General features: G+C 59.8%; 11 protein-coding genes and 2 pseudogenes. 8 read left to right on the top strand and 5 right to left on the bottom strand.

All coding sequences use genetic code 11. The features are described from left to right. The first annotated feature begins 85 nt into the window (after positions 1 to 85). Positions 86 to 4816 (top strand): ATP-binding protein, encoded by a 4731-nt coding sequence (locus ACTOWK_RS22790; protein ID WP_441332368.1) that lies wholly within the window; start codon positions 86 to 88, stop codon positions 4814 to 4816. A 303-nt stretch (positions 4817 to 5119) separates the two neighbouring features. On the opposite strand, the gene ACTOWK_RS22785 is transcribed toward ACTOWK_RS22790, so the two are convergent. Next, entirely contained in the window at positions 5120 to 5410 is a 291-nt protein-coding gene (locus tag ACTOWK_RS22785; RefSeq protein ID WP_441332365.1) for a hypothetical protein, read from the bottom strand. Positions 5411 to 5872: 462 nt separating this feature from the next. On the opposite strand from ACTOWK_RS22785, the gene msrA reads away from it, so the two are divergent. The 7 genes and pseudogenes from msrA to ACTOWK_RS22750 form a co-directional block, all read left to right on the top strand. Next, positions 5873 to 6484, top strand: a complete 612-nt coding sequence (gene msrA / locus ACTOWK_RS22780) for a peptide-methionine (S)-S-oxide reductase MsrA (RefSeq protein WP_441332364.1) — start codon at positions 5873 to 5875, stop codon at positions 6482 to 6484. Between the two features lie 87 nt (positions 6485 to 6571). Then, the gene (locus tag ACTOWK_RS22775; RefSeq protein ID WP_441332363.1) at positions 6572 to 6964 is read left to right on the top strand and encodes a thioredoxin domain-containing protein; all 393 of its coding nucleotides are present in this window, start codon (positions 6572 to 6574) and stop codon (positions 6962 to 6964) included. Between the two features lie 10 nt (positions 6965 to 6974). After that, a complete protein-coding gene (locus tag ACTOWK_RS22770; protein WP_441332362.1) occupies positions 6975 to 7703 on the top strand; it encodes a cytochrome c biogenesis CcdA family protein in 729 nt (242 codons plus the stop codon). Positions 7704 to 8552: 849 nt separating this feature from the next. Continuing rightward, positions 8553 to 10250, top strand: coding sequence for a ShlB/FhaC/HecB family hemolysin secretion/activation protein (locus ACTOWK_RS22765; RefSeq protein ID WP_441332361.1), 1698 nt, complete (start codon positions 8553 to 8555; stop codon positions 10248 to 10250). Positions 10251 to 10301: 51 nt separating this feature from the next. After that, on the top strand, positions 10302 to 18926 hold the full coding sequence (locus ACTOWK_RS22760; RefSeq protein ID WP_441332360.1) for a two-partner secretion domain-containing protein: 8625 nt from the start codon (positions 10302 to 10304) through the stop codon (positions 18924 to 18926). Further along, positions 18923 to 19459: pseudogene (locus tag ACTOWK_RS22755) on the top strand (C80 family cysteine peptidase); the annotation flags it as partial. The gene ACTOWK_RS22760 and the pseudogene ACTOWK_RS22755, both read left to right, overlap by 4 nt. 143 nt (positions 19460 to 19602) lie before the next feature. Beyond that, positions 19603 to 19812: pseudogene (locus ACTOWK_RS22750) on the top strand (transposase); the annotation flags it as partial. A 198-nt stretch (positions 19813 to 20010) separates the two neighbouring features. Here the strand turns inward: ACTOWK_RS22750 and ACTOWK_RS22745 are convergent. The 4 genes from ACTOWK_RS22745 to ACTOWK_RS22730 all read right to left on the bottom strand — a co-directional run bounded on the left by ACTOWK_RS22745 (position 20011) and on the right by ACTOWK_RS22730 (position 24218). Further along, positions 20011 to 20910 carry a helix-turn-helix transcriptional regulator gene (locus ACTOWK_RS22745; protein ID WP_441332359.1) on the bottom strand — a complete coding sequence of 300 codons (900 nt, stop codon included), beginning with the start codon at positions 20908 to 20910 and terminating at the stop codon, positions 20011 to 20013. A 36-nt stretch (positions 20911 to 20946) separates the two neighbouring features. Further along, positions 20947 to 21489, bottom strand: a complete 543-nt coding sequence (locus ACTOWK_RS22740; protein ID WP_441332358.1) for a YbhB/YbcL family Raf kinase inhibitor-like protein — start codon at positions 21487 to 21489, stop codon at positions 20947 to 20949. 345 nt (positions 21490 to 21834) lie between these two features. Next, positions 21835 to 22587 carry an RNA polymerase sigma factor gene (locus tag ACTOWK_RS22735; RefSeq protein WP_441332357.1) on the bottom strand — a complete coding sequence of 251 codons (753 nt, stop codon included), beginning with the start codon at positions 22585 to 22587 and terminating at the stop codon, positions 21835 to 21837. A 548-nt stretch (positions 22588 to 23135) separates the two neighbouring features. Then, positions 23136 to 24218, bottom strand: coding sequence for a DUF3472 domain-containing protein (locus tag ACTOWK_RS22730; RefSeq protein ID WP_441332356.1), 1083 nt, complete (start codon positions 24216 to 24218; stop codon positions 23136 to 23138). Positions 24219 to 25331: the final 1113 nt, after the last annotated feature.

The following is a 25331-nucleotide window of genomic DNA, read 5'->3' as shown; positions in this document are numbered from 1 at the left end:
GAGGGATCGAGGTTGGCTTATGTTAGGGAATACATATGCGGTTTGGGCTCAATGATCGAACCACGGTGAATCAGATAGCGTGGCCATGCTGCGGATAGTCGCCCCTGTACTCACCCTGGTCCTCCTTGTGCTGGGCTGGAGCGAGGCTGTGTGCGCATCGGTCGGAAGCACGCAGCCGCTGCCGGCCATCGACTTGAGCCAGAGTGGCGGGGAGGGCGTGTTCGAGCTGTTCGATCGCCACAAAGGCCTGGCCAGCGATCGGGCCTTGAAAGTCCTGGTTGACCGGCACGGCTTCGTTTGGGTCGGCGGCAACAACGGCCTGCATCGATTCGACGGCCGGAGTTTCTATACCTTGGATCGCGATCCTAGCGCGCGTGATTCGTTGGCCAGCCGGATCTCGTTGCTGCTAGCCGACACGTCCGGCGCGCTCTGGATCGGAAACCAGGACGGTGTGGTTCAGCGCATGGACCGGGCGACGGGGCGGTTGGAGCGGACCCCGATACGGACCGCGGACGGCAGATCGCCAGCCTCCATTGATTGGATGGGCAGCGACAGCGGCGACGACTTGTGGCTGAATACCGACCTGGGCCTGCTGCGGATCGTGAGCTCGCAGCGAACCGCGTCTGTGGTAATGGAACCTTCGGCCCTCGCTGAGGACCTGACCAGCTTCGAATTCGATCGAAACCGGCGGGTCCTGTTCGCCGCGATCGGCGCCGAGCTCAAATTGATTCGCTTCGACGCCGGGCGTACCGTTTCTGTCGAGGCAGTCGCAGCGATTCCGGATCGCCAGGCGATTAGCGGCATGGCGGCCGACGCTCACGGGTTGTGGTTAGTCGCTGGGACCCAGTTGTGGCGCTGGCAGGCCGACAGCGGCTCGCTGCGCCGGGTTGCCACGCCCGTGCCAATGTTGCGGGCGACCACGATGGTGGTTGATCGGAGCGGCGTGCTCTGGTTGGCGAGCGACATCGACGCCAAAGGCGGCTTGTACCGGCTCGACCCGAGGCGCGGCGAACTCTCGATCTATCGCCACTACGCTACGGACCCGCAAAGCCTGGCCAATGACCGGGTCTGGTCGCTCGCGGTGGACGACACCAATACGCTGTGGATAGGGACCCGCGGCGGGGTTAACCGGCTGCGGTTGGCGGACAACGGCATCAAGCGGATTGGCTCGCCCGGAAAGAATACTGCCGCTGTCTGCGCGCTCCACGAAAGCGCCGCCGGCAAGTTGTACGTATCGTTTTGCGATGAAGAACTGCACGAGTTCGATCCAGCAAGTTGGCGCTGGAACGCGATTCCGTCCGGTTTGCGCCAAGCGCTGGATGCGAGCTATCCGGGCATCGCCACGACCATCAGCGACATCGTCGACGACGGCGAGGGCGGTCTTTGGGTCGCCGGGGGCATGGGGCTGGTGCACTGGCACCGCAGCGGGCAGGCCGAGCGGATTCCGTTCGAGGACCGGCCGGCGGTCTATACGACCGCCGCGCTGAGGGACGAGAGGCATGGCCTGTGGGTAATTACGCACTCCAACGGCTTGGCGCTGTTGCCCCCCGGGCACAAGCGTCTGCGTCGCATCGGTGTTGGCGCGGAAGGGGTGCTGACCAGCATCGCCGCGGGGCGGGACGGGTCGCTTTGGCTGGGATCCGAGCACGGCTTGCTGCGTTACTGGCCCGGCTCGGGCAAGGCCACCCGCTTCCGCCATCGCCCGGACGACCCGTACAGCTTGTCCGACGACCACATCCTGGACTTGTACGTCGATGCCGGCGGCGTGCTCTGGATCGGAACCCGTGCCGGCTTGAACCGGGCGGTGGTCGGCCAGGATGGCCGGATCGACTTCCGTCGCTACGGCGTCGCCGAGGGGCTTCCCGACCAGACTGTCGAAACGGTGCTGAACGACGCGGCCGGCGTGCTCTGGGTCGGCACGGACCGCGGCATCGCCCGTTGGCTACCCAGAGCCGACAGCTTCAACGCCTACACCGCGGTCGACGGAATTCCCGACGACACCATCAGGAAGGGGGGGGCGGTGCGCAGTCGTGACGGCGGCCTCTACTTCGGCACTTCGAAAGGATTGTGGCGGTTGGATACCGGCAGGCTGAGCCATTCCGATCCCGGCCTGGTTTCGATCAGCAGCTACGAGATCGGCGACGCAACCTACGTCAACTATCTCGGCCGCAACCTGCCTGGGATCAAAGCGTCGTTCAGTGACGGACGCATCGCCTTCCGGATCGCCAGTTTCGGCGCCTCGTATTCGCTGTCCTACCGGCTGGTCGGTCTCCAGGAACAATGGCGGGACATGCCACCCGACCTGTCGATCGCCTATCACCATCTCGCGCCGGGAAAGTACGAACTGCAGATCAGAGAGTTCGACGGCCAGGGCCTCCAAGCCCGGGATCTCGTGCTGCCGGTCGAGATCGACCCTCCGCTGTGGCGCACGTGGTGGGCGAAGCTGGGATACGCAGCGGCGGCCGTCTCGTTGGCGGGCTGGCTGATCCTGTCCCAGCTCGCCAGCCGCCGCCGGCGGCGCGAGTACTTGAGCACCTTGCGCGAACGCGACCAGCGCCTGCGGCTGGCGATGTCGGCCTCCGGTGGCGTGATGGTGGAGATCGATTTCGAGCGCGGAGGCGTCCGATACGCGGGCGATGGCGAGTCGGAGGTGATCGACATCACGAACTACATCCTCCTGGTGCACCCCGACGATCGGGGCGCGCTCAAGCGGTCCTTCGAAGCCCTGCAGCGGCAGGATGCGAAGGATCTCGATCTCGAGTACCGGTTGCGCGGGACCGACAGCCAGTGGATCTGGGTTCGGTTGCGCGGCCAACTGATGGAGCAGATGAGTGGCGTGAGCGAGATCTTCACCGGCATGGTCCATGACATGTCGCAGGAACACAGCTATCGGGAGCTGCGCCAGCGCGGCGAGTTCCTCGCGGTCATAAGTCATGAAATCCGCACGCCTTTGAACGGCGTGGTCGGCATGGTCGATCTGCTCGAACGGACGTCGATGAATCCGGAACAGCGCAAGATGCTGCAGACCTGCAAAGAATCCACGTCTGTCCTGCTGTCGTTGGTCAACGACGTGCTGGACCTGGCCAAGATCGATGCATGCAAGCTGGACCTGCAGCAGGTCGACGTGCCGGTGCGAACGCTGGTCGAGATCGTCGCCGGCGCGTTCAGTTCCCAAGCCTACAAACAAGGTATCGACATCGACCTCTGCATCGCAGCCGACGTGCCGGAACTGGTCGTCGGCGATGCTACCCGTTTGCACCAGATACTCGCCAACCTGGTTGCAAACGCGGTGAAGTTCACCGAGCGCGGTGGGGTCGAAATCGACGTGACGATGGATGCGCCCGACAGGTTGCGGTTCGTGGTGGCCGACACCGGCATAGGCATGGACGAGGAAGGCGTGAAGAGTCTGTTCCGGCCGTTCCAGCAGATCGCCGGGACGACGCATCGCTACGGCGGCACCGGATTGGGGCTGAGCATAGTCAAGAGCCTCGTCGAAGCCATGGGCGGGCATATCACTTGCGAGAGCCTCGTAGGCCGTGGCACGCGCTTCAGCTTGGTTATCTCAGCCGCGGCTGCCGCGGCTACTGTCGCGGACGAAGCCGGGCCGAAGTCGTTGAGCGGGATCCGGGTCCTGGCTATCGCGCCGGACACGGACTGCCGGCGGTTCATTTACGAGCCGCTGCGTCAGCTGGGCGCGCAAGTCGAATTCGCGCAGGATACCGAATACGCGCTGGTTCGGCTGCGACACACCTACGCCGCGTCGGCCGACGCGGCGCCGATCGATGTGGTGTTGATTGACAAGCGGGAGCCGCAGCGGGTTCGCGCTGAGTTAATCGGCTGCGACGGCGCTGCCGGCGCGGTCCCGGTCGTGGCCGTGCGCAGAGGCGCCGGCGGCGAACTCGCGCCGGAAGCGCTGACCTGGATCGATGGCTGCCCCCTCACCATGGCGGGCCTGCTGCGCGGCATCGAGGTAGCCCTGCGACGAGCGCCGGAAGAGCAGGAGCCGGCGCCGACCCCGGTGGATACCGGCGCCGCCCAACGGCCGCTCGTCCTGCTGGCCGAAGACAACCCGACCAACCGGGAGGTCGCATCCAGGCAGCTTCAGTTGCTCGGCTTCCGCTGCGAGATGGCGGAGGACGGAGAAGAGGCCTGGTCGAGGCTACAGCGCCATCCGGGCCGCTATGCCGTGCTCATCACCGACGGGCAGATGCCGCGCCTGGACGGTTACCGTTTGGCCGAACGGATCCGCGCCGGCGAGGCTGAACGAGGCGGCCCGCGGCTCAAGATCCTACTGTTTACCGCCAGCGTCCTCGCCGCCGATCGGGAGCGGTGCATGGCGCTCGGCATGGACGGGCTGTTGATCAAACCCCTGCTGATCGACGACCTGAAGGCGAAACTGTACGAGCTGCTGCCGCCGGCCCGCAGCGGGGAGCAGGCCGAGGCCGTTGAACCGGCTCACGGCGTCCCTGCCGAGTTGTCGGGACTACTGAAGCAGCTCGGCGGCAACGAGTCGACCTTGCGGCGCCTGCTTGAATTGTACGTCCAAACCACCGACGCGGACTTGCAGGCGCTGCGGGACGCAGCGCAGCGCAACGACCGCCGCGCGATTGGCGAGTTGGCGCATCGGATGAAGTCGGCCTGCCTACAAATGGGGCAGCGGCCCGCGGGAGAGCGGTTGGGGCGGTTGGAGCGTGCCGCGTTCGGCGGCGAGGAGGGCGAGCGGGCGCTCCATCGGCTGACGCAGGAGGCGATCCTGGAGCTCGGCCACGCCCTGGAGTTGGTGACAAGTTGCCTCATAGAGCTCCGATCCCGTTGATCCTCGAAAAGGAAAGCGTGCTCCTTAACTCGTAAGGGGCTCAGAAGCGCAGTGGCTGAGCAAGTTCGGCGGGATGAGCGTGTCCGCGGCCAAGCACCTGCGCGAACTGGAGATAGAAAAGATCGGCGTCATCTCAGTGTGCGCGCTGCTTGCCAAGGTTCTTGAGGCGGGCTTAGGAGCAAGGTACGGCAGGTAAGCCGATCTTCGGGGGAGTGAAGTGGGGAGTTGGCGCTCCTGGAGCACGCGGAATCTACTCTCTTGATGGGCTAAAACCGGTCCAAACCGGTCTAAGCCGGCTCGCGCTTAGGCTTCCATCGCCATGTTGCGCCGGGTCGAGCACATGGCCGAACTGCGCAGGTTCTGCCGCATCCACATCCACACCACGCCGTCTGCGACCTGCTCGACGTCGACCTGTATCACCTTTGTATCGCTCAGCTGGCGCAGGCAGTCGCACTCATCTACCCCCTGCGCGCGAATGTAATGCATCGTGACTGAGGTGTGGCCGCATACCGGCACCTCCACCGTGGGGTTGAAACCGTTGGCTACAAAAGCGAATTCACACTCTATGGCCGTCGTCGCACGACTCGCCAGCATCTGCGCCTGGCTCAGGCCGTCGTCGTCGAGCCCCCAGCCGGGTTGCCCGGCCCAGCTCTGGCGGGTGAAAGCGTCGCCTTGGAATACGCGATAGCTACGGCTGGACGGCCGATTCTTCGCCAGGTTCGGTTAAGCGCGCATGTAAGCCGCAAGCAAGCCGAAATACTGGGTTCCGATGACCCGTGCCGGGTTCACCCGCGTTCGCGGCGCCAATGAACGGACTGAACCGATCGGCGAATTATTGTTCGCAGCGACGTAACCGATCCACCCCATCGCGCGAACTCCTGTATGTGAGCGGACAGTTGCGTATGCGGCATCGCCGAGACAACGGTCTACCCAATCCTTGAGGAGAAAGTTCAGATGAAATTCCCAGCCATGACGATGGCGATCGCATTGCTGTCCGCGCCGGCGGCGTCAGCCGACTGGCAACGTGCTGTACTGGGTATGGGCACCGCATAGACCGTGGAAATCCCACCGTTCGCCACGCGCAATGGCGATGGCGATGCCACCGCACGTACGGAATCGGTGATCTTCGCCGGCGGTTGCTTCTGGGGTGTGCAAGGCATGTTCCAACACATCAATGGTGTGCGAAACGCCGTGTCAGGTTATGCCGGTGGCGCCTCCGGCACCTCAAATTACGCATCCGTCAGCGGGGGTAATACCGGCCATGCCGAATCCGTGCGGGTGACCTACGATCCAAGCAAAGTCGGCTACGCGCAACTGTTGCAAGTGTTCTTCTCGGTGGTCCACGATCCCACTCAGCTCAATCGCCAAGGCCCCGACCGTGGCAGCCAATACCGTTCGGCGGTGTTCGTTGAAAGCCCGCGACAGCGTGAAACTACACTGCGCTATATGGCGCAATTGCAGGCCGCGCATGCCTTCAGTGCACCGATCGTGACTCAGGTCGAAACTGGCAAGCGCTTCTATCCCGCCGAGAACTACCACCAGAACTATCTGGTGCTGCGCCCGGGCGAGGCGTACATCCGTTTCAACGATCTGCCCAAGGTGGCGGAACTTAAACGGACCTATCCGACGCTGTATCGCGCTCAGCCGGTGTTGGTGGCAACTCACTGAAGGACGGATCCTCTTCTGCTCGCAGCCGCGCGGACGTTCCGCGCTGTCGCGCGCGACAACCTCCCGTTCAATCGCCAGGAACTCTCGATGAAGCATATGATTTCTAAGCTGTTTGCGACCTCGCTGCTCATGGTCAGCCTTTCCGCTCCCAGCGCTGAGTCGCCTACGCCTTACAGCGCGCAGCGGTTGCAATCGTTACAGGCCAAAGGCAAGACCGTGCTGGTGGACGTCCACGCGAACTGGTGCCCGACTTGCCGCGCGCAAGCGCCGATACTTGAAAAGCTGCTCAAGGAGCCGTCACTGTCGAAGATCGCCGAACTGCGTCTGGACTGGGATGCGCAACGCGATGAGGCGCGCGCGATGGGCGCGCCGCGGCAAAGCACACTGTTGCTGTATCGCGGTGGGAAAAAGATCGCGCTGTCGGTCGCAGAAACCCGGGAAGGACCTCTGCGCGAGTTCTTGTCCCAGGGCGTGAAGTGAGGTCGCCGCGGTGAGTGTGAGTGCCGCCACCCTGAGCCTGGCCGGACTGGCGGGGCTGCTGACCACGTTGTCGCCGTGCGTGCTGCCAGTGTTGCCACTGGTGGCTTCTTCGGCCACCGGGCGCAGTCGCTGGGGACTGGTGACGTTGGCCGTGGGCCTGGCGCTGTCGTTCACCACGATCGGCGTGGTGGTGACCAGCAGCGGGGCTTTGTTCGGCCTGGACGAACGCAAGCTGCGCGCCGGCGCCGGTATGTTGATGCTAATTTTCGGCGCGGTGCTGTCATTGCCGGCCTTGCAGCATGCGATGGAACGGCTGGTCGGCCGTATCGGCGATATCAGCGGCCGCGCCGCATTGCGCATCCGTAGCGATCATCCCGCAGCGCAGTTCCTGGTCGGCGCCCTGATGGGCGTAGCTTGGAGCCCTTGCGTCGGCCCGACCCTCGGTGCGGCGATCGCCTTGGCCGCAAGCGGACGCGATCTGGGCGAGGTCAGCTTGGTGATGCTGATTTTCAGCCTCGCCGCGGTGCTGCCGTTGATCGCGCTGGGCGTGGCATCGCGGTCCTTGTTCCTGCGCCACCACGAACGCGCCGCGCGTTTCGGCAAGATCGGCAGGCGGGTAATGGGCGCCGCATTGTTGTTGATTGGATTGGCTGTACTGACTGGATTCGATAAACAGATCGAGATTTGGCTGCTGGAAATGACGCCGACTTGGTTGATCGAACTCACTACGCGCTTCTAAGCGAAGAGCCGATGCTTCTTCCTCCAGCCTGCACGTGCGGCGGGCACGGAAGTCCGAGCGGATAGCAGAATTCGGCTGGAGGCGGCATCTGAAATGCGAGTCTTCGGACGGGAATACAAGAGTTCGCGCACCGTTCCTTCTTTCAAGTTCCCATCCACGCGTTTTACGCACGAAGCTGCTTCGAACTGAGCCTGCTGAAGTGTTCTGGAGTCCTGAGCGATTCATACGATGCCGATCTCTAGACGGCTATGTGGTTTGAGCCGTCGTCCGTGGAAATTTTCTACTGAGCATCGGGGGGCATGGAGTGCCTTGCGAATCATCGCTCGAAGAAATGCGGCTCGATAGAAGTGCAGCGGAGCTGCGTGACCCCGACGGCGACCACGCGTAAATCCAGGTCGAAGACAAAGCGCGCCAAAAGCGATTCCGCAGGTCTATTGGACCTCGGTCTGCCAAGTTTTACGCGGGTGCCGGCGTCAAGCGCAGCGATCTAGGATATTTCCCTATACAAATGGAAGAGTGCAGGCTGTAATTTGTGACGAATATCTAACTTTTGTGTGCTCTTTTACGTGATTTGGCGCCGAGGAGGCCCCGGGCGAGTGCGCGCTGATGATGTCAATACCGAAACGGCAGCCGTGCTGGGCCCTCTGTGCAGGCCTTGCCATATCCATCCAGTGAAATAGTTCCGAATCAGGTATGGGCGAGTTTCCAGGCTGGAGTCGAAAAATGCTCCGCAAAAAAAGCAAGCCTTCGGGTGAGATTACCGATTAGCGGTATAGCTTCACTTCTATTGCTTGCGACTGCATTACATAAATTCTTCGCTTACAAGAGAATGAAGAGACCAAGGTCCACATGATCAGTTTTGGATGGAGTTCTCCAGGCAGAGTCGGCGCGCTGATGATCGGCGGAGCTTGCCTATTGCCAGTGCAGATCGGATATGCCCAGTCACTTGGCACAGAGCGCCCCAATGAACTCGATGTGGTCCGGAATCGTCTCGAACGGCAACGCCTGGAAGACAGTATTCAGCGGCAACTAGATGAAGAGAAAAGACGGTCTCTGCCGGAAGCGACTCCTCGTACTGAGGTCGCACGCGGCAGTGGAGCCGCGTTCCTTATTACCGATATCAAAGTGATTGGAGATCCTGAGCCATCCGCCGCTCGGGATGAGGTCCTGGCGCGCTATAGAAATACTCGCATGGGCGCGGATGAAATGTTGGCCTTGATTCGGGATCTGACTAACTATTATGGCCAAAAGGGCTATGTAACGACCACGGTTACCTTGAACCGACAAAATATAAAGTCGGGCCGCTTACAGGTTCAGGTGAGTTGGGGATACGTGCAGGGTTGGCAGATCGACGGCATTTCGGCACGAACCTGGCGTCAGCGGCTCTTGCTGGCGAGCCTGCCGAGAACGAGTAAACGCAAGCTCAACATCCGTGATGTTGATCAGGCCGTGGAAGTGCTAAACGGAGGCCTAGGTGCGGCGACGGTTGATATCGTGCCGGCGGAAACCCTTTCGTACTCATACTTGAACATCGCGCAGCGTGGCTCGAAGCCCTGGAGCTTCAACGTCGCCATCGATAGCTCCGGAACGGGGGACCATGACGCCGGACGCTATCGTTTGAATGCGGAGTTGACGTTCAAGGGGCTCGGCAGCGACTTCTGGGGCGTTAGTTATGGCCAGCGTTACTTTCGCGACGGCTTGGACGAGGAAAAGAACTGGAGCGCGTTCGGAACCGTGCCGATAGGCTACTGGGACTTCGAACTGCGACACACTCGCTCGGAATACAGAAGGCTTATTGGCGGAAATTTCGGGCGCTATCTATCGAGCGGTCGCTCCGGAGACAGCAGCTTGAAGGTCGAGCGAGTTTTCGGGCGCGATCAGACCGGCAAGAACACCTTTTTCGCAAAACTCGGTCGGCGCGCGAGCGAAAATTTCATCGACGACTACCGGCTCGATATCAATAGCCGCAAATACACCGATATTTCGCTGGGACTGACTCGCGTCGGAAAATTCGCCGGTGGCGTCTACTACCTAGATGCCGCATTGGGCAAAGGGGGGAGTTGGCTGGGAGCGAATGACATCCAGCCCGACGCGCACGGCATGACGCCGGCGTTGTACGACAAAATTTCGGGAAATTTCAACTGGACGCGCTCTTGGCAAAAGGGCGTGGCCTTCAGCTATACCGCGCGTGGAGGCTGGCAGTATGGCGATGGTCCCCTTTTGGCGGCCAATAAAATAGCACTGGGCGACGAATTCACCGTGCGCGGATTCAAAGGCGGCGTGGTGTACGGCGATAGCGGCGCATATCTGTCGAATACATTGGAACTACCTCTCGCAAGGGGGCGCTTTACGCCCTTCGTCGGTTTCGATGTGGGCGTCGCCAAAGATCGTGGCCGTGCATCCGAGCACCTGTCGGGCGCGGTGCTCGGAGTGCGGGGGCAGACAGCGATGGCCAGATGGACGCTGGCTTATGCCAGGCCCGTCGACCGGCCCAAGGGCTATTCGGATGAAGCGGTCGTGTACATAAACGCTAATTTTAGATTCTGATTCAGAGCTCGCGAAAAATCGGGTCAGCCAGCATATTTATATAGGTGACATATGAACGCCAAACTCTACCGTCTCATCTTCGACATCAGAACCGGTGCTCTAATTCCGGTCGCGGAAATCACCAGCGGCGCGAAGAAGACGCCCCAGAGTTCGGCAGCCGGACTTGCGCATACCTTTGTTCCGCGCACCCTGTGCCTGTGCCTGTGCCTGTGCCTGTTGCTGGCGCTAGCCTGCTACTTGCCGGGAGCTGTCCTCGCGCAGGCGACGCCGGATCAGTCCGCAGGCGCGTCCGCGCCGTTGCTTTCGAACACCGCGAACGGCACCGCTCTGATCAATATCGTCGCCCCCAACGCGAACGGCTTGTCGCACAACAAGTTCACGCGGTTCGATGTTTCGGGCCCCGGCGTAGTTTTCAACAATAGCCAGGTGGATGGGGTTTCGAAGATCGGCGGATACACGATCAACAACCCGAATCTATCGAAACCGGCGAATGCGATTCTTGCGGAAGTAACCGGCAACGAAGTATCCCGTCTTGGCGGTACTCTGGAAGTCTTCGGTAAATCGGCGGATCTGCTCATAGCCAACCAAAACGGTCTGTATGTCAATGGCCTATCGACGATCAATGCCAATAGTTTGCTTCTAACTACAGGCAGGCCGATTCAAGGGGGCGCCGGGTTCGAAGTAGGCGGCGGGCACATCAATATCGCAGGTCCGGTCAATGCGGGCGGGCTGCGATTCTTCGACGTGGTGGCTAGGAGCATCGAGCTCAATGGGGCCATCGCAGGCGATGCGCAGCTGAAGGTGGCAGCAGGTTTGAACGCGTACGAAGTAGGTACGCGAGGCGTGCGGAAACTTGCGAACGGAGCTGTCGAAGGAGCTCCGCAGTTTGCCATCAGCGGTTCTGCAGTGGGCGCGATGCATGGTTCGTTGGTGCAGTTGATCAGCACCGAGTCGGGCTTAGGGGTTCGTCAAGCCGGATCGATCACGTCCAGCGGCGATATCCACATTTCCTCCGAGGGCGGGCTCTTCGTTGAGCGTGGCGCGATCGTCGCTGCCGACGCGAGCTTGCAGGTTGGCGCGACGAACTTGGTCAATAGCGGGCGCATCGAGAGTGCGCGGGGTGCTGGCCTGGTTGTTGGGAGTCTGGACAACGCGGGAACCGGTCAAGTAAGAGCCGGCGCGGCGTTGACTGTGCAAGCCGGAGACGTGAAAAATGCCGGCGTAGTCAGCGGTGTAGACGCTGTGTCGCTTACGGCTTCCGGGAGGCTAGAAAACCTAGGCCAGTTACTATCCCAGGGTGAGTTAAATCTGCGCGCGGCGGAGGTGCTTAATCGAGGCGCGCAAGCCCAAGTGTACGGCGCCACGCGTTCAAACTTGAATACGAGTGGAAATTTCGTCAATTCCGACCAAGCCGTATGGGGTGGCGGGGACTTGACCTTGAGTGTCGCTGGTGTATTACGCAATGACGCAGCGACTATTTCCGGAGCGAAAGTGAATCTCCACTCCGGCGCGGGTATCTTCAACGATACGGGCGCTACGGTAGATGCCGGTGACCAGTTGGAGATCAACAGCGATACTGTGGTGAGCAACACTGCTGGCAGCCGTCTCTTCGCCGAGAAGGCCGCGACCGTTGCAGCAAAGGCTGGGATTGTCAACGCTGGGAGTTCGTCCATAAGTTCCAAGGATGAGCTTGTCCTCGCCAGTAGCGAGGGCGCAGTTAGCAATGCGGGAGGAGGGAAACTGTTCGGTGCGAAGGCAGCGAAGGTTTCCGCTAAGTCTGGAGTTAGCAACTCCGACAACTCGACGCTGGGATCGCTGGGTGGGCTCACGATCACTTCCGGTGCGGGTGTTCGCAATAGCAATGGTTCCGGGATCGTTGCGGACAGCGTATCGATCAGCGCAGCGGGCGAGCTCGACAATCAAACGGCCGAGATTAGCGCGGTCCAGAATGTAAGCGCGACGGCAGGTTCGATAGGAAACAGGGAAAACGGAAAGATCTCGGCGGCACGCATCGATCTGAGGACCGCTGGCGCGATCACGAATGCGGATGGTGCGCTAATAGCGGCTCAGGAGTCCGCTAACCTGGACGGGGGCGAAATCATCAATGCTCAGGCAACCGTGCAATCGGCTGGAAGCGTCGAGCTGCGAGCAGCTCGCGACATCGTCAACGCGGGCGGCAAGATCGCAGCGACGGATCGGATTTCCACTGCCAGTCAGGCGCTGCGCAACCACAGTCGCGGTGTCGTGGCGGCGGGCAATCTGGACATCGCCGCTGCGAATCGGGTCGAAAACACCGAGGCCGGTAGCGCGCTGCAAGCGGCCGATGAATTGAGCGTGATCGCGGGCGCTATTCATAATAGCGGCGAACTGAGCGCCGACCGGGTCATTGCTACGGCTGCCCAACTAGCCAATAGCGGTCGTATCGCGGCACGCACGGATGCCAGGCTCAGCGTCGATGCGCTGGACAATCAAGCGCAAGGGGCTATCGAGGCAGGCCGGGATGCGGCTTTGGATGCCGGTTCCTATGCTAATGCCGGCAAAATCGTCAGTGGCCGGAACGTCGAGCTGACCCTTCGCAACAATGGGAATTTCCGTCTGACCGGCGCGACGCTGGCACCTACGGCCCGCGGCGCGTTGACGCTGAATGTCGGCCGCTACAGCGCGGATCGGGATCTCGAGAATATTGGCGACATACGTATCAATGCGTCTGGCGACATCGATCTCGATCAAGGCATCTTGTCGGGTGGAAACATCGCTTTGAACTCGGCAGGTGACATCCTAAACCGCTCTTTGTTGTGGGCGGGCGGCGACATCCAGTTGCAAGGCGATCAACTGCGGAACGAATCGGGCGCCGAGATTCTCGCGCAGAGAGATATTAAGATCGATGCTCAGACTGTAACTAACGCCGCCGGCGGCCGCATCGTCGCGCAGGGCGACATTGCGATCGACGCCGAGAGGCTTCAGAACGAGGTGGCCAGTTCAGGTGAGTTGAAAGTCTTGGAGCAGTCGAGAGGTAGAAAGGAGCATGAGGTCTATCATAATGCTGTTCGCAAGGACAAATACGAGCTTTTCATCGGTCAGACCTACGACGGCGGTTTCGTAGACAAAGGAAAGGGGCTGGAGACGTTGGGCTCCGATATCAGGGTTACGGCTCAAGGCATCATTGAAGCCGGCGGTGAAGTACGCCTGAATCAGGCCGCGCAAAAAGGAAAGGCAGCGACGGTCAGCAACAGTGGCCAGATTCTGGCCGGAAACGATCTGCATGTGGGCGGAGCCGTCGAAAACATCGGCGTGATTCGCCAAGTGAGTTTGCAGGACTATCTGCAGCGCGAGACATATATCGAGATCAAAGCGGGCGTCCTGGCGCAGAGCGGGAACAAGAAGTTCAACAGTCTTTGGGATCTGTTGGACAACGTGTACTCGAAAGAATGGAGCGAGAATCTCGGCATAGCCGGGCTCGACTGGAATTCGCGCGAAGTCAATTATACGATCCAGCAGTTTGAAGACATTCCGATCTACAATCAGCTGTTGTCTAAGGTTTTCGGCGCAGATTGGAAAGGTGCAGACTACGATACCTTGGTTAGGCGTTGGAATGCGTTCAAGGGCAATGTAGCCAACGCGGACTCGTTGAAATTCACGGCAGATCGCTCGGCGATCATTTCGGCCGGCGGCAGCGTTCTGCACGATGAGCGCAGTGGGGCGTTCATCAATGGTGACGGCGCCAAGCGCGAGAACAATAAACCGCTAACGGTCTCGGTCGGAGACCGGGAAGTGCAGACGGTAGATGGGAACTTTGCCGTGGCGGTCAATCTGAGCGAGCTGATTCAGTCGCTGCAGCCAGCAGAGGTCTGGAAAAGCGCGCTGAGCGGCGTCGGGGCCAAGAAGTTCGTTCCCAATCGGGCGCAGATCCCCGACAAGACGGCTAAAGCCGATCCGGGTATCTACCCACTTTATGAAACGCGACTGCCGTTCATCGACCAAAGCCAGTTCTATGGCTCTGAGTACTTCTTCCAGCAAGTCGGATACAAGCCCGACCGCACGATCAGCGTTATTGGCGACAATTATTTAATCAACGATTTGATCGATCAGCAGGTCAAGAGGTTGACCGGTGGATTCCTCAACTCCTACTACCATCTCAATGGCCAGAATCTGGCTCAGCAGTTGCTGTTCAATGCGGGGCAGGTCGACGATCTGATTGGCTTGGCGGTTGGCATCGAGCCGACCCGGGCGCAGCTGGACAAGCTTGACCGCGATATTGTCTGGCTGGTCGCAACGAAGGTCGATGGGCAAGACGTTCTGGTGCCGACGCTGTACTTGGCGTCGAAGACGCTGACGGCAATCAAGGCGGGGCGTAGCGACGGTGTCGCGAGTGTTGCCGCGGGCAAGGACGTTCGCATCAGCGCCGACGCCGGTGGCGTTTCGAACGTCAACGGCACGATATCGGCGGGTGGCGATGTAGAGATCGAATCCGCGTCGACGGTCGACAACGCGTCCGGCGTCGGACTGAATAGCGGAATCCGTGCGGGTAAGAAAGTCGAAATCTCCGCAAAGGGCGACGTGGCCAATGCGGGCGCCTCGATCGCGGCGACCGATGTGGCGATCGACACAGAAGGTTCGTTCACCAGTCAGGCCAGAACCACCTATAACGATCAGGGGGATTTGATCGTCGCGAATAGGGGGGCTATTGATGCTTCGGGGCGAGTGTCTATTGACGCTGGCCATGACATCCAATTGCAGGCAGCAACGCTTTCAGGCAAGGCCATCAACCTGAAGGCGGGCAACGACGTCACCACCAGCGATATTCACGAGGTGGAATCCCGGCTTCAGCATAAGACCGGCAGCGCGGGTTTCTTGGGGCTAGGGTCCTCCAGCGAAACCACTAAGACGGTGAGCGCCACCGCGCAGGGTACTCAAATCGTCGCGAACGGCGATGGCAGCACGCTCAAGGTAGAGGCCGGCCGAGACATCACGCTACAGGGCGGCGAATACGCGGCCGATGAGGGTAGCTTCGAGGCGGGACGGGATTGGACTACGAAGACTTCGCAGGACTATAGCCACACCGAAACCAAGACCGTTAAGGAGGGCGTCGTGGTAGGCGCCCAGGCGGGTATCGGCGGCTATGGCGCGGGAGCCGAATGGGGCCTGGACGGCCCTAAGGTCGCCGTGTCGACTCCGCAGGACCAGTCTGCTGACAGCGAAAAGGTGATAACCGGAGAGTTAGGTAGCGCGCGAATCGGCTACGAGCGCGTGGAAGAAACGAAGACGCACGATACGGTCAAGAATCGCAATGCCCAATTGAACTTCGGATCCAAGCTGGATGTGACTGCCGGCCGTACCGCCGACGTGGGCGGCGCGGACATCCGCGCCGTAAAGGGCGAGGGAGAAAGTCGCGTCAATGGCGATGTCTCGATCGTCGCGGCCGACGTGAAGAGTACTAAGTTCGAAGATGTGGACGAACGCAGTACCCAGACGAAGCAGACCTTTGCCGGTCTGACCACTTCGATTCAAAGCTCGGTGGCCGACACGGTCGGCAAGTCGATGACTTTGGCGAACAAGGCCAAGGAAGGAATGGAAATCGATCCCGGGCTGACCGCGCTTCAGGCGGCTGGTGATGCGACCAATCTGGTATTCGGCGATCTGGCCGCTTCTTCTACGAAAGTAGGGGTCAAGCACGAAGAAACTACGTCCAAGTCTTCCACGCGCAGCGAGAACACCAGCACCATTGCCGGCAATATCAAGATCAAGAGCACCCAGGGCGACATCGCCTTGACCGGTGTCACTCTGGACGGCGGCAAGGGGGCGGTGGAACTGGACTCGGCTCGCGATATCAAGCTGGGGGCGGCTAAAACCACGACGAATTCGGAAAGCTCGACTCAGACTCACGATGTCACGGTGCTCGAAGCCAGCGCGTCGGTGGCGCCGACCGGCGCCGGGGTTGGTCTGTCGACAGGCTATCAGGGCAGTCTTGACAAGACGGTCGAATCCGGTACCAGCCATTCCGAGACTCAGGTGACCGGCGGCTCGGTTACGCTGAAATCCAAACGCGATACCACGTTGGCCGGCGCAACCGTCGAGGCGGACGATGTCACGCTCGATATCGGCCGCAATCTGAAGGTCGAGTCGGTGCAAGACACGAGCCAGATGCGGCACGAGACCGCCAACTGGGGCGCGACCGTGGGCGCGGCGGTGACGACGCAGAGCATCGTCGCTCCCACGTTCTCGGTGAACGGCGGTGGCGGTGCGGACTACGACAACAGCGCGCTGACCAACACTCAATCCGGCATCAAGGCATCGAATAATCTGGTTGCCAAGGTCGGTGGCGATGTCCATCTCAAAGGCGGACATCTAGTCGACGAGAACGGCGGAGGCGGTCTCGACGTTGGCGGTCGTATCGTGGCCGAAGAGCTGAAGGATTCGCGGCATAAGGATGGTGGTAGCGGCGGCGGCGGCGGTGGTATCAGCAAGACCGGTTTGGCGTCGGTGGATCTGTCGATCGAACGCGTCGATCAAGTCCACTACGAAGCCACTCAGCATGCGACGCTGGCCGGCTTGAACGTCAATGCTGCAGGCGGCACTCAAGGCAAGGTCAACGCCGATGCCGGCCGACTCGAAACGATTACGCAGGACCGGAAGATCGCCGGAAACTCCGCCGGCATCACCGTCGGAGTGGGTGACGTAAAAGAGGCACTAGGAAAGAAACTCGGATCCCCGGATAGCGGGAAGGGAGGACTTTCGGATGGCGGACGTTCTTCGCGTCAAACGGGTGCTGAATCGCCTGCCCCGCGCCGATCGGGCGCCGACCCCATAGCTACGAAATCGGACAGCGCCGCAACATCTGCAGGTGGCGACGGTCGTTCTAGGTCGGCCACTGGCGAGGCACTTGCGCAGACGGAGGCACCGCGTCTGGCCGAAAGCGTGGATGCGGGAAGCAATAGTCGAAGCCGCAATGAATCGCGTACTAATCCGGAGGCAGGACGCACGAATCCCACGGAAGTACCCGATTCGGCGAATGTCGATACTAGGACTGGCCCCAATGTCGATGCAGTGCGCCCGGATAGCGCGCGTCCGGTGGCGATGGTCGAGCCCTCGTCAGCAACGGCCGAATTGCCCTTGGGTGTTTCCGTGCCGACAACTACGACTGGAATAGCGCTCGATGGGGATCGGCAAGCTCCCAAGCTGGAAGCGGGGCGCTCGCAATTGCAGACGTCGGTGGGTACGGATTCCGCTGACGCATCGAAGCCGGTGGACAAATACGATCAGCGCGTGATCGTGCAATTGGAGTCCGACACCACCAGCGAGGCGTCCGCCAAGCGGATCTTCGAGAAACATCCGGACAACAGTGTGTTGGTCAAGCGCGATGCGCAGGGTAACCATACCGTGGTGGAGGGCAGTCTGCGTCCAGACGGCGGCCGGACCAAGCTCGAACTGGTCGGCCATGGCGATGGCGCCGGAGACGGCGCGGGCAGCAAGCGTCTGGCCGGACTGGACGCGGCTGGCCTGGTGCAGGAAGTGGCCGGGCTGCGCGAGGAGCTGTCGCAAGGCGGCGGCGCACCGGTGGACCTGGCGAAGGTGAACACCGTGGGCTGCGACACGGGCAGTTGTACCCGTCCAGGTTTGGCGCAGGACGTGAGCCAAGGCCTGCAAGAGCGTGGCATCGATGCGCCCGTAAAGGGCTACGACGGCCGCGTGGGCCTGACTGAGAGCGGGCACAAGCGTTCTGTCGAAGAAGGTGGATTGGGTCGCGATAGCGGCGGCGGTCGAAGCGGAGCGCAGAAGACCACGGAAGTAGCATTTGGTCGTGGGGTTTCCACTTCCGCGCGCCCTGAGCCGTTGAAGCGGGGCACAGGCACTGGTGGCGGTGCGGGTACAGGCGTTTCTTACCCTCCGTTGAAACCGTTGAAGACTGGCGCGAATGGCAGTGGTCTGCCGCGCGTCGAAGCGCCGCAGACACTTGCCGGCTCATCGAGTGGTGGAGTGACACAGCTGCCAGCTAGTGGGACGGCCGAAAGCGCAACGCGACCGCCCGGGGAGTTCCGCATTGGAGATGTCATTTACGGAACTACCGACGCACTCAAGAACCCGTCTGAGCCGCAGGTTCGGCGCAACGCTGGGGTTAATAAAGAAAACTTGGTGCTGGCTTCGGACTATCGAGCTCTTTTGGACGACGCGGAAATTTATAAAAATAGCCAGGGTCGTAATGATGAGTATTCAACGAGGATAACTGACGCGGAAAAGGCTCGCAGCTTGGCGCTCTATGACTATCTGAATGTTGATGGTTATCATTATAAGGATAAGCCCAATGGCGACGCGACGAATCCGGCGAGTGATGATTACTATGGCCACATATCCGGGCTGAAACCATTTGTGCGGACGTCGAAAGCGATTCTGGACTACACCATAACCAGTGGGGCTAGGGTCAACTTCATGACGACGGATATAGATATGGCCTCAGTCGTGGGTAAGGAGGCGCGCGCCTGGAACGGGTATTCTGCGATTACCCCGTCAGAGCTCAGATACCTGTATCGTCGTGACGCTGAAGGCTCTATTGGTCCGAATAATCTTTTGTTCTGGAAATATGATACGGAGCGCAAGGAGTTCGAAGTGGTCCCGAAGCCTTGGGAAAGCAATCCTGGTCTTTGGGAGAGCTACAAGCCGAAAAATTCAATGAGAAAGTGACCGCCGCGGGTGGAGTGCATTCGGAATCCCAAGCTGCGACGGGCGTGGATTCTGCAGACGCATCGAAACCGGCAGACAAGTACGATCAGCGCGTGATCGTGCAATTGGAGTCCGACGCCACTAGCGAGGCGTCGGCCAAGCGGGTGTTCGAAAAGCATCCGGACAACAGCGTGTTGATCAAGCGCGACGAGCAGGGCAACCACACTGTCGTGGAGGGCAACCTGCGTCCCGATGGCGGCCGGACCGAGCTCGAACTGATCGGCCATGGCGCCGGAGACGGCACGAGCAGCAAGCGTTTGGCCGGGCTGGACGCGGCTGCAGTTGTGCAGGAAGTGGCCGGGCTGCGCGAAGAGCTGTCGCAAGGTGGCGGCGCACCGGTGGATCTGGCAAAGGTGAACACGGTGGGCTGCGACACGGGCAGTTGTACCCGTCCAGGTTTGGCGCAGGACGTGGGCCAAGGCCTGCAAGCGCGCGGCATCGATGCACCCGTAAAGGGCTACGACGGTCGCGTGGGCCTGACTGAGAGCGGGCACAAGCGCCGAGTCGAAGAAGGCGGACTGGGCCGTGAGGACGGTGGTGATCGGGCCAGGGCAAAGAAGACTACGGAAGCGGCGTTTGGTCGTGGTGTTTCCACTTCTGCGCGTCCCGAGCCATCGAGGCGGGGCACGGGCACTGGTGGCGGCGCGGGGCTGAAGTGGCGATCAACCCCCAGTAAATCTATAGCTACGCCACCACCGAAGAGATCGAGCAACAGCTGACCGAGTTTGCGGCCTGTTGGGACGAGTATTCGCCGATCAGCTGATCCTGGCGAAACAGCTGGGAGCGCCTAACTCCGTTCTTCGACTATCCGCCGGAGATCCGCAAGCTTATCTATATTGCCAATGCTAGCTAACATCGCGGCGCGTTCGTGCTGACTCGTGGGTATCAGTAGATAGTGGAACTTGCTTATCCGCGGTTGGAAGGCTGATCCGAACCTACTTACGATTCAGTTTGCAAGCCAACTCCCTTTAAACTGCAAGTAAAATCCGTTTGTACAATGTGTTGCAGATGCTTGGCAGGCAGGGACGTCGGGAGCCTAGGCTAGCTACAAGGCCTGGCGCAACTCACTCGGTGACAAGCCATAGCGTTGGCGGAAACGCACCGAAAAGCGTGAGGCAGAGGTATAGCCGACGGCGCTGGCGATCCGACCGATACTCAGTTTGGTGTTTTGTAGCGATTCCAAGGCCCTCCCTAAGCGCGCGTCTTCGAGGATGCTGCGGAAGCTGCAGTCTTGCGCCGCCAGTTTCCGGCGTAGGGTTGATACTCCAATGCCCAGTTGCGCGGCAACTGTGGGGACGGACCAATCTGCGGCCAGATCGCTACGCACAAGGTGGCCGATCCGCGCGACTAACGGTGCCTGCCGATCGAGGAACAACGCGCCGCCACTGCCCGCCAGAACCAGGCAGAGCAATAGTGTTTGCGCTTGCTGTTCGAGCAGTGCGGCCGGAGCATCGTTGCCGAGCGCAGCCAACAGATGAGTCCAGGCCTGCGAACTATGGCGGTCGAGGGCGATTGAGGCTTGTGGTTGCGGCGAACGTGCGAGCAAGTCTTCGACTAGCCCCGCGCGATGGCGACGAAACTCGGCTATCAACTCTGGATGCAATTGCAGAAGATCCGCACGATAGCCCTGGGCGCCGGCTAAGTTCTCCACGTGATAACGCTCGCCCGGCATCAGCACTAGCAATTTGCCTCGGCCTACTCGATCGATACCGTCCCGCCAATGCAAATACTTCTCGCCATGCGTGACCTGAACGAGCAAAGGTCGCGCAACGCCGATTTCTCGTAATACGTGACTATTGCGTGCGAGAAACTCAACGCCAGCGATCCGCTTTTCGCAATGTTGAACTCTAGATTGACCAACGTGCGGATGCGTGACTGCGGCGGTAGCGACTTCGTTCCGCGGAAGATGGGAAATTTCAGGTTCGACGCTCGAACATAGCTCCATTACGACAGTATCATTGTGCGTGTGACTGGCGATCGCTCAGCGAGCGTACTTCACGGTGAGCTTAGCGTGGGCGAGCGCGTTCTGTCGAATCATGAAACCGACCAGCGCACCGCTGGCCTCAGCATCGACCGCGAGCTTGTCGGTCTTGAGCGCCCAGACGGTGAACTCATAGCGGTGTGCTTTGCCCTGCGGCGGACAAGGACCGCCATAACCGGGTTTGCCAAAATCGGTTCGGGTCTGCAACGCCCCGGCCGGCAGCGACTCGGCGCTAGCATCGCTCGATAGTGCCGAAACACTCGCAGGCAGATTAACTACCAGCCAATGCCACCAGCCACTGCCGCTGGGAGCGTCTGGATCATACATGGTGATTGCAAAACTTCGCGTGTCAGTCGGCGCGCCGCTCCAGTGTAGCGCGGGCGAATGGTTGTTGCCGTTGCAACCGAAGCCGTTGTAGACGTACTCGGCGCCGAACGTGTCGTGCGGCGACAGGTCAGGACTCACCAGGGTGAAGTCGGCGGCCTGGGTAAACGTCGGTAGCAAAGCGGTGAGAAGAAGGGCGTGGCAATGCCAAGATCTCATCGAGGACGATCCGTTAGGGGAATAGGCGATCAGCGTGGCAGGCCGCGCGCACTTGCGTAGTGCGCAAACTCTCGGTGATGGTGCTAAAACGCTCGTTCAGTGCGGAACACGACACATCGAAGGCCGTCACCCAACCTCGGCGCAGTAGCCAGCTTGGACGCCGAATCGGTCGAATCTCTGGCCGCCTAGGCATTGAGAAACAAAATTCGGTGCGGCCCGGAGGTCGTATCGGCAGGGTATCTGCGCAGCAGCGTGAAAGCAGCTGTCTGCCCTCGCGTAGAACTACTGTCTATTCTCTAGAGCAGTGCAACACCACCAGCTACGTCGTTCTGGCGATGCATCGAATCAAGCACATGTCATCTGTTGGACCCGTGCCTTTTCGAAGGTGTCCAGCTTAAGGAGGCATCGTTCTGACCAGGGATAGGTCAATCGTCTCGAACGCGAGTAGTTGTTTGGGCTGGAAGAGTGAGAGAGCGTACTTCTGGGTGTACTTGAGTACGGAATGTTTCTCGCATGGCGATATCGGCCGAGCGGGGATTTGCCGGCTAATCGCTGCTCGATTACCTGAGCAACGAAGTGATATGTCAAGACCGCAGGTATTCGCGCGCGCGCGCGCGCGCGATGCAGACGCGACTTGACCGCCTTATCGCTCAACTGAAGCCGAACGCTGATCTCGGCGATCGTCAACCCTTCTAGATCGCGCAACAGAACGATTTCGCGATAGTGCCGGGGGAGGGATTCAAGCGCCGCAGCGACATCATGGCGCCATTCGTGGGCTTCGGGGGTGATCACGGGCAGGATTTCATCGGTTATGGTGTCGCCGTTGAAGAAGATGCGACCGCGTTTGAGTCGATTGCATTCGCGCTTGACAATGCGAAAGGACCACGATGCAAAGCACTCCAGCACGCGGAGGTCGCACAATTTGCGCGAGAGAGCCAACAGGCTCTCCTGTACTGCATCTTCGACGTCGTTGATGCTGCAGTGATATTCGGCGTAACGTCGCAGATCTTGGCGTGAGCGCATAAGTACGCGTTCTAGGGCGGCTCTATCTCCCGAGCGGGCTGCTGCCAAATCTTCATTTATTATCGACACGAGCATCCGCGCATCTGTATTCCATAAAATCAATCGGCCTGTTCAGATTTTGCGGTCCCTTTCTTTGAGCATAATATCTGGGGGCAAATGCTGTGCTCTAGCCGGCCATACTCGGAACATGCAACGCCAGCTTTCGACGCCACCGCCCAGAAATGCGTGGAAAACCGCAAGGTACGAATTTTTATACTGGTCCAGCTATCTTGTATTTTCCTCTAAGTCGATTTATTCCTGGCGATTTCATTACTCCCTGCTTCGATCGTCGGCTCGTTACCTTGCTCGGTTATGAACCGGCACTCGTTGTCACTAGACTACTCAGGTCGAGGCCGAAATGGAGGCAATTTCCCACTGAGGCATCATTCGCATCGGTGGATGAAGTCAACCAGCTATGGGTCGCCGCTTTAGAGCAGCGAGGTCTATGGCGAAATCGGACTCAAGCCGATCGAATCGCAAGCTCACCTATCGAATTCACTATTTGCTGCAGCGCCCTCTCCGGGATGAAAGCTCCTCGGCGATTGCGAGCGACAACGATAACTCTGGTGTGCTTTGCTGGCCCACTAAAGTGCTTGTAGCGCTTTCCGCTCAATCGAAAAGGCATTGCACCAGTGATGCGGATATGACGGCACCGCGCCCCATGTCTTCACATAGTTTGGACTGCCACATGTCAAGGTATTTCCAGTTGAGCTCGCGTCGCTGACTAGCTGCCGCAGGTAATCTCGATCCGTCCGCGCCACTTGGTAACAACCAGTAGGGTTACTCCGGGGGGTGATGCATTTTGTTTGGCCACTGACAGTGTCCACTGAGACAAGGGTATTGCGATAGAGATACCAACTGCTTTCACGTTGTGGTCTATTCGAGAGGCCAATCTCGTGAACTAGTGTGCCGCTGGCATCAGAACGGGCGCTTACGCCGACATTCTCCCCGGGGCGAGCTCCTGGCGCCTGAGCGGTATCGCACATCCCATACGAGCCATAGGTATAGGCACTGCGCTTCGAGGGTAGATCCACTACGTCACCGTAGTTGCCCACTGGAGGTAGAAAGCTGGCGCGGGCATAAGGGATTTCCTCACAGGCCTGGTTGCGAAGGTACACCTCAGTGAAGGTACTCACATAAGGCTGCAGCCTCTGCCACGATGGTCGCGCCTGTATGCCGCCTAGATCCCACTGCTGCCCAGTGGTTTCATCGGCTATGTGAACGCTCCACCATCGGTCTGCCAGAAGACGCAGTGTGAACGCATACGTATGCCCAATTTTCCAATCCAGCGGAGCGATAACTTGCTGTCCTACGCCTTCGCCTCCGAAGGGTTGTGCCTTAGTGCCTGGAATATTTCCTTTTCGAGAGGCCAGCGTGTCCCAAATGGAAAAGATCACCTTCTTCTTGTAAGGCTCGGCATGAGCGTCGCGCTGCAAACCCAAGTAGCCGCCAGCGCCGCCGTTGATCCAAAACTGCTGCGCCCAGAAGATGAAGGAACTATCACCAGGATCTTCATCGATCCGGAAGCGATATTCGACAGAGTCCAAGTTATCGGCGGCGAGTTCAAAGCCTCCCGCCGGCGTCGTTTCGATCGCAGCGACCGAGGGGGCGGCTAAAATTAGCATCGTCAGCACGCTAGCAAAGAAAGGGCGAAATCGATACGACATGATGGTCTTGGTCTTTATTAGGATTAAAATATGAAAATAGTGTCACTGTAGTTCATACGGATTTGCATAGGGCTGGCCACGGTTAGAGAAACCATGCCGCCGCATAGCCTGTCTATGCTCTATATATTTTTTTAAGATCTCATTTAAAACCCAGTTAGCCACAAATCTAGCGTGCCCGCCATGCGGAAAATTCTTAGGCATCTGGCCGATATATGCGACGCCACCTCCTTCCCCGCGGCTTTCAGAATTCATCTCTCCAACGGCGTCCTGCGCCACCCTCTGTTCGTGTGGGCCTGAGCAGGTGACGCGACAGGGCGGTAGAATTCGATTGGCTCTACGAAAGAAGAGAACAGATTGCCGCGATAGCACTTAAGTGTGCTGGCAAGATTTGGCACATTAGTCATTGTTGTGACGCCGCATCATCCCTGTCTGCTCTTGCAAAGACGGTGCTTTTCTCGCCTCTGAAGACAACCAAGAAATTTTCTATTTTCGGCCATTTACGCGTTAGCTTTGAGCTGCGGGGTCTCCGGAAAGCGGAGCTTGGCGAAAAATTGCCATGGGCCTCTCTCTTCGTCGTGCCGGTGGTTTCGGAACGGAAAGGCTCTGCATTCGGCCCATACAAATAAATGGGTTAGGCGGGGCGAGTGTTTCGGAGGTCGCCCCAACATTCCTGGTTAGGGGACGTTATGAGCCCCTCTCGGAGCAGAGCCAGCTAGATTAACGTCGCCTAGAAGATCGATTAGGCAGACTTCGTTGCAGGCGGTCTCAGGCATAGATTCAATGCCGGGACGGAAGCCGTCGGGCCGGCGACTCCTTCCTGTCTGGTAGGAAGTGTAACTATTCCCTCCCTGGGCCGAATACTTTCAAGGTGGGTAGCGGCTGGGTACGGTCCTTGGCTCGAGGGCGAACTATCCCTACCGATCTCTTTCTTACGGAGCTTTCGCTTTGAACGAGCATTACGGTTTGCCGGGTCTGTTCCGGTGAGCACCTGTATGAACGCAGCGGCTGCTATCGCGGCTCATTGGAGCATCGGTCGCCGTACCCATCGAGATCATCAGGACCTCCAGGTATGAACCGCGACCCGAATTGGCGTGTCCCGATGGCACGAGCATC

Origin of the sequence: Lysobacter sp. CA196, assembly GCF_052078695.1 — a bacterium.
GTDB lineage: Bacteria > Pseudomonadota > Gammaproteobacteria > Xanthomonadales > Xanthomonadaceae > Lysobacter.
Note: the sequence above shows the minus strand (reverse complement) of the source record. Positions and strands in the feature narration are given on the sequence as shown.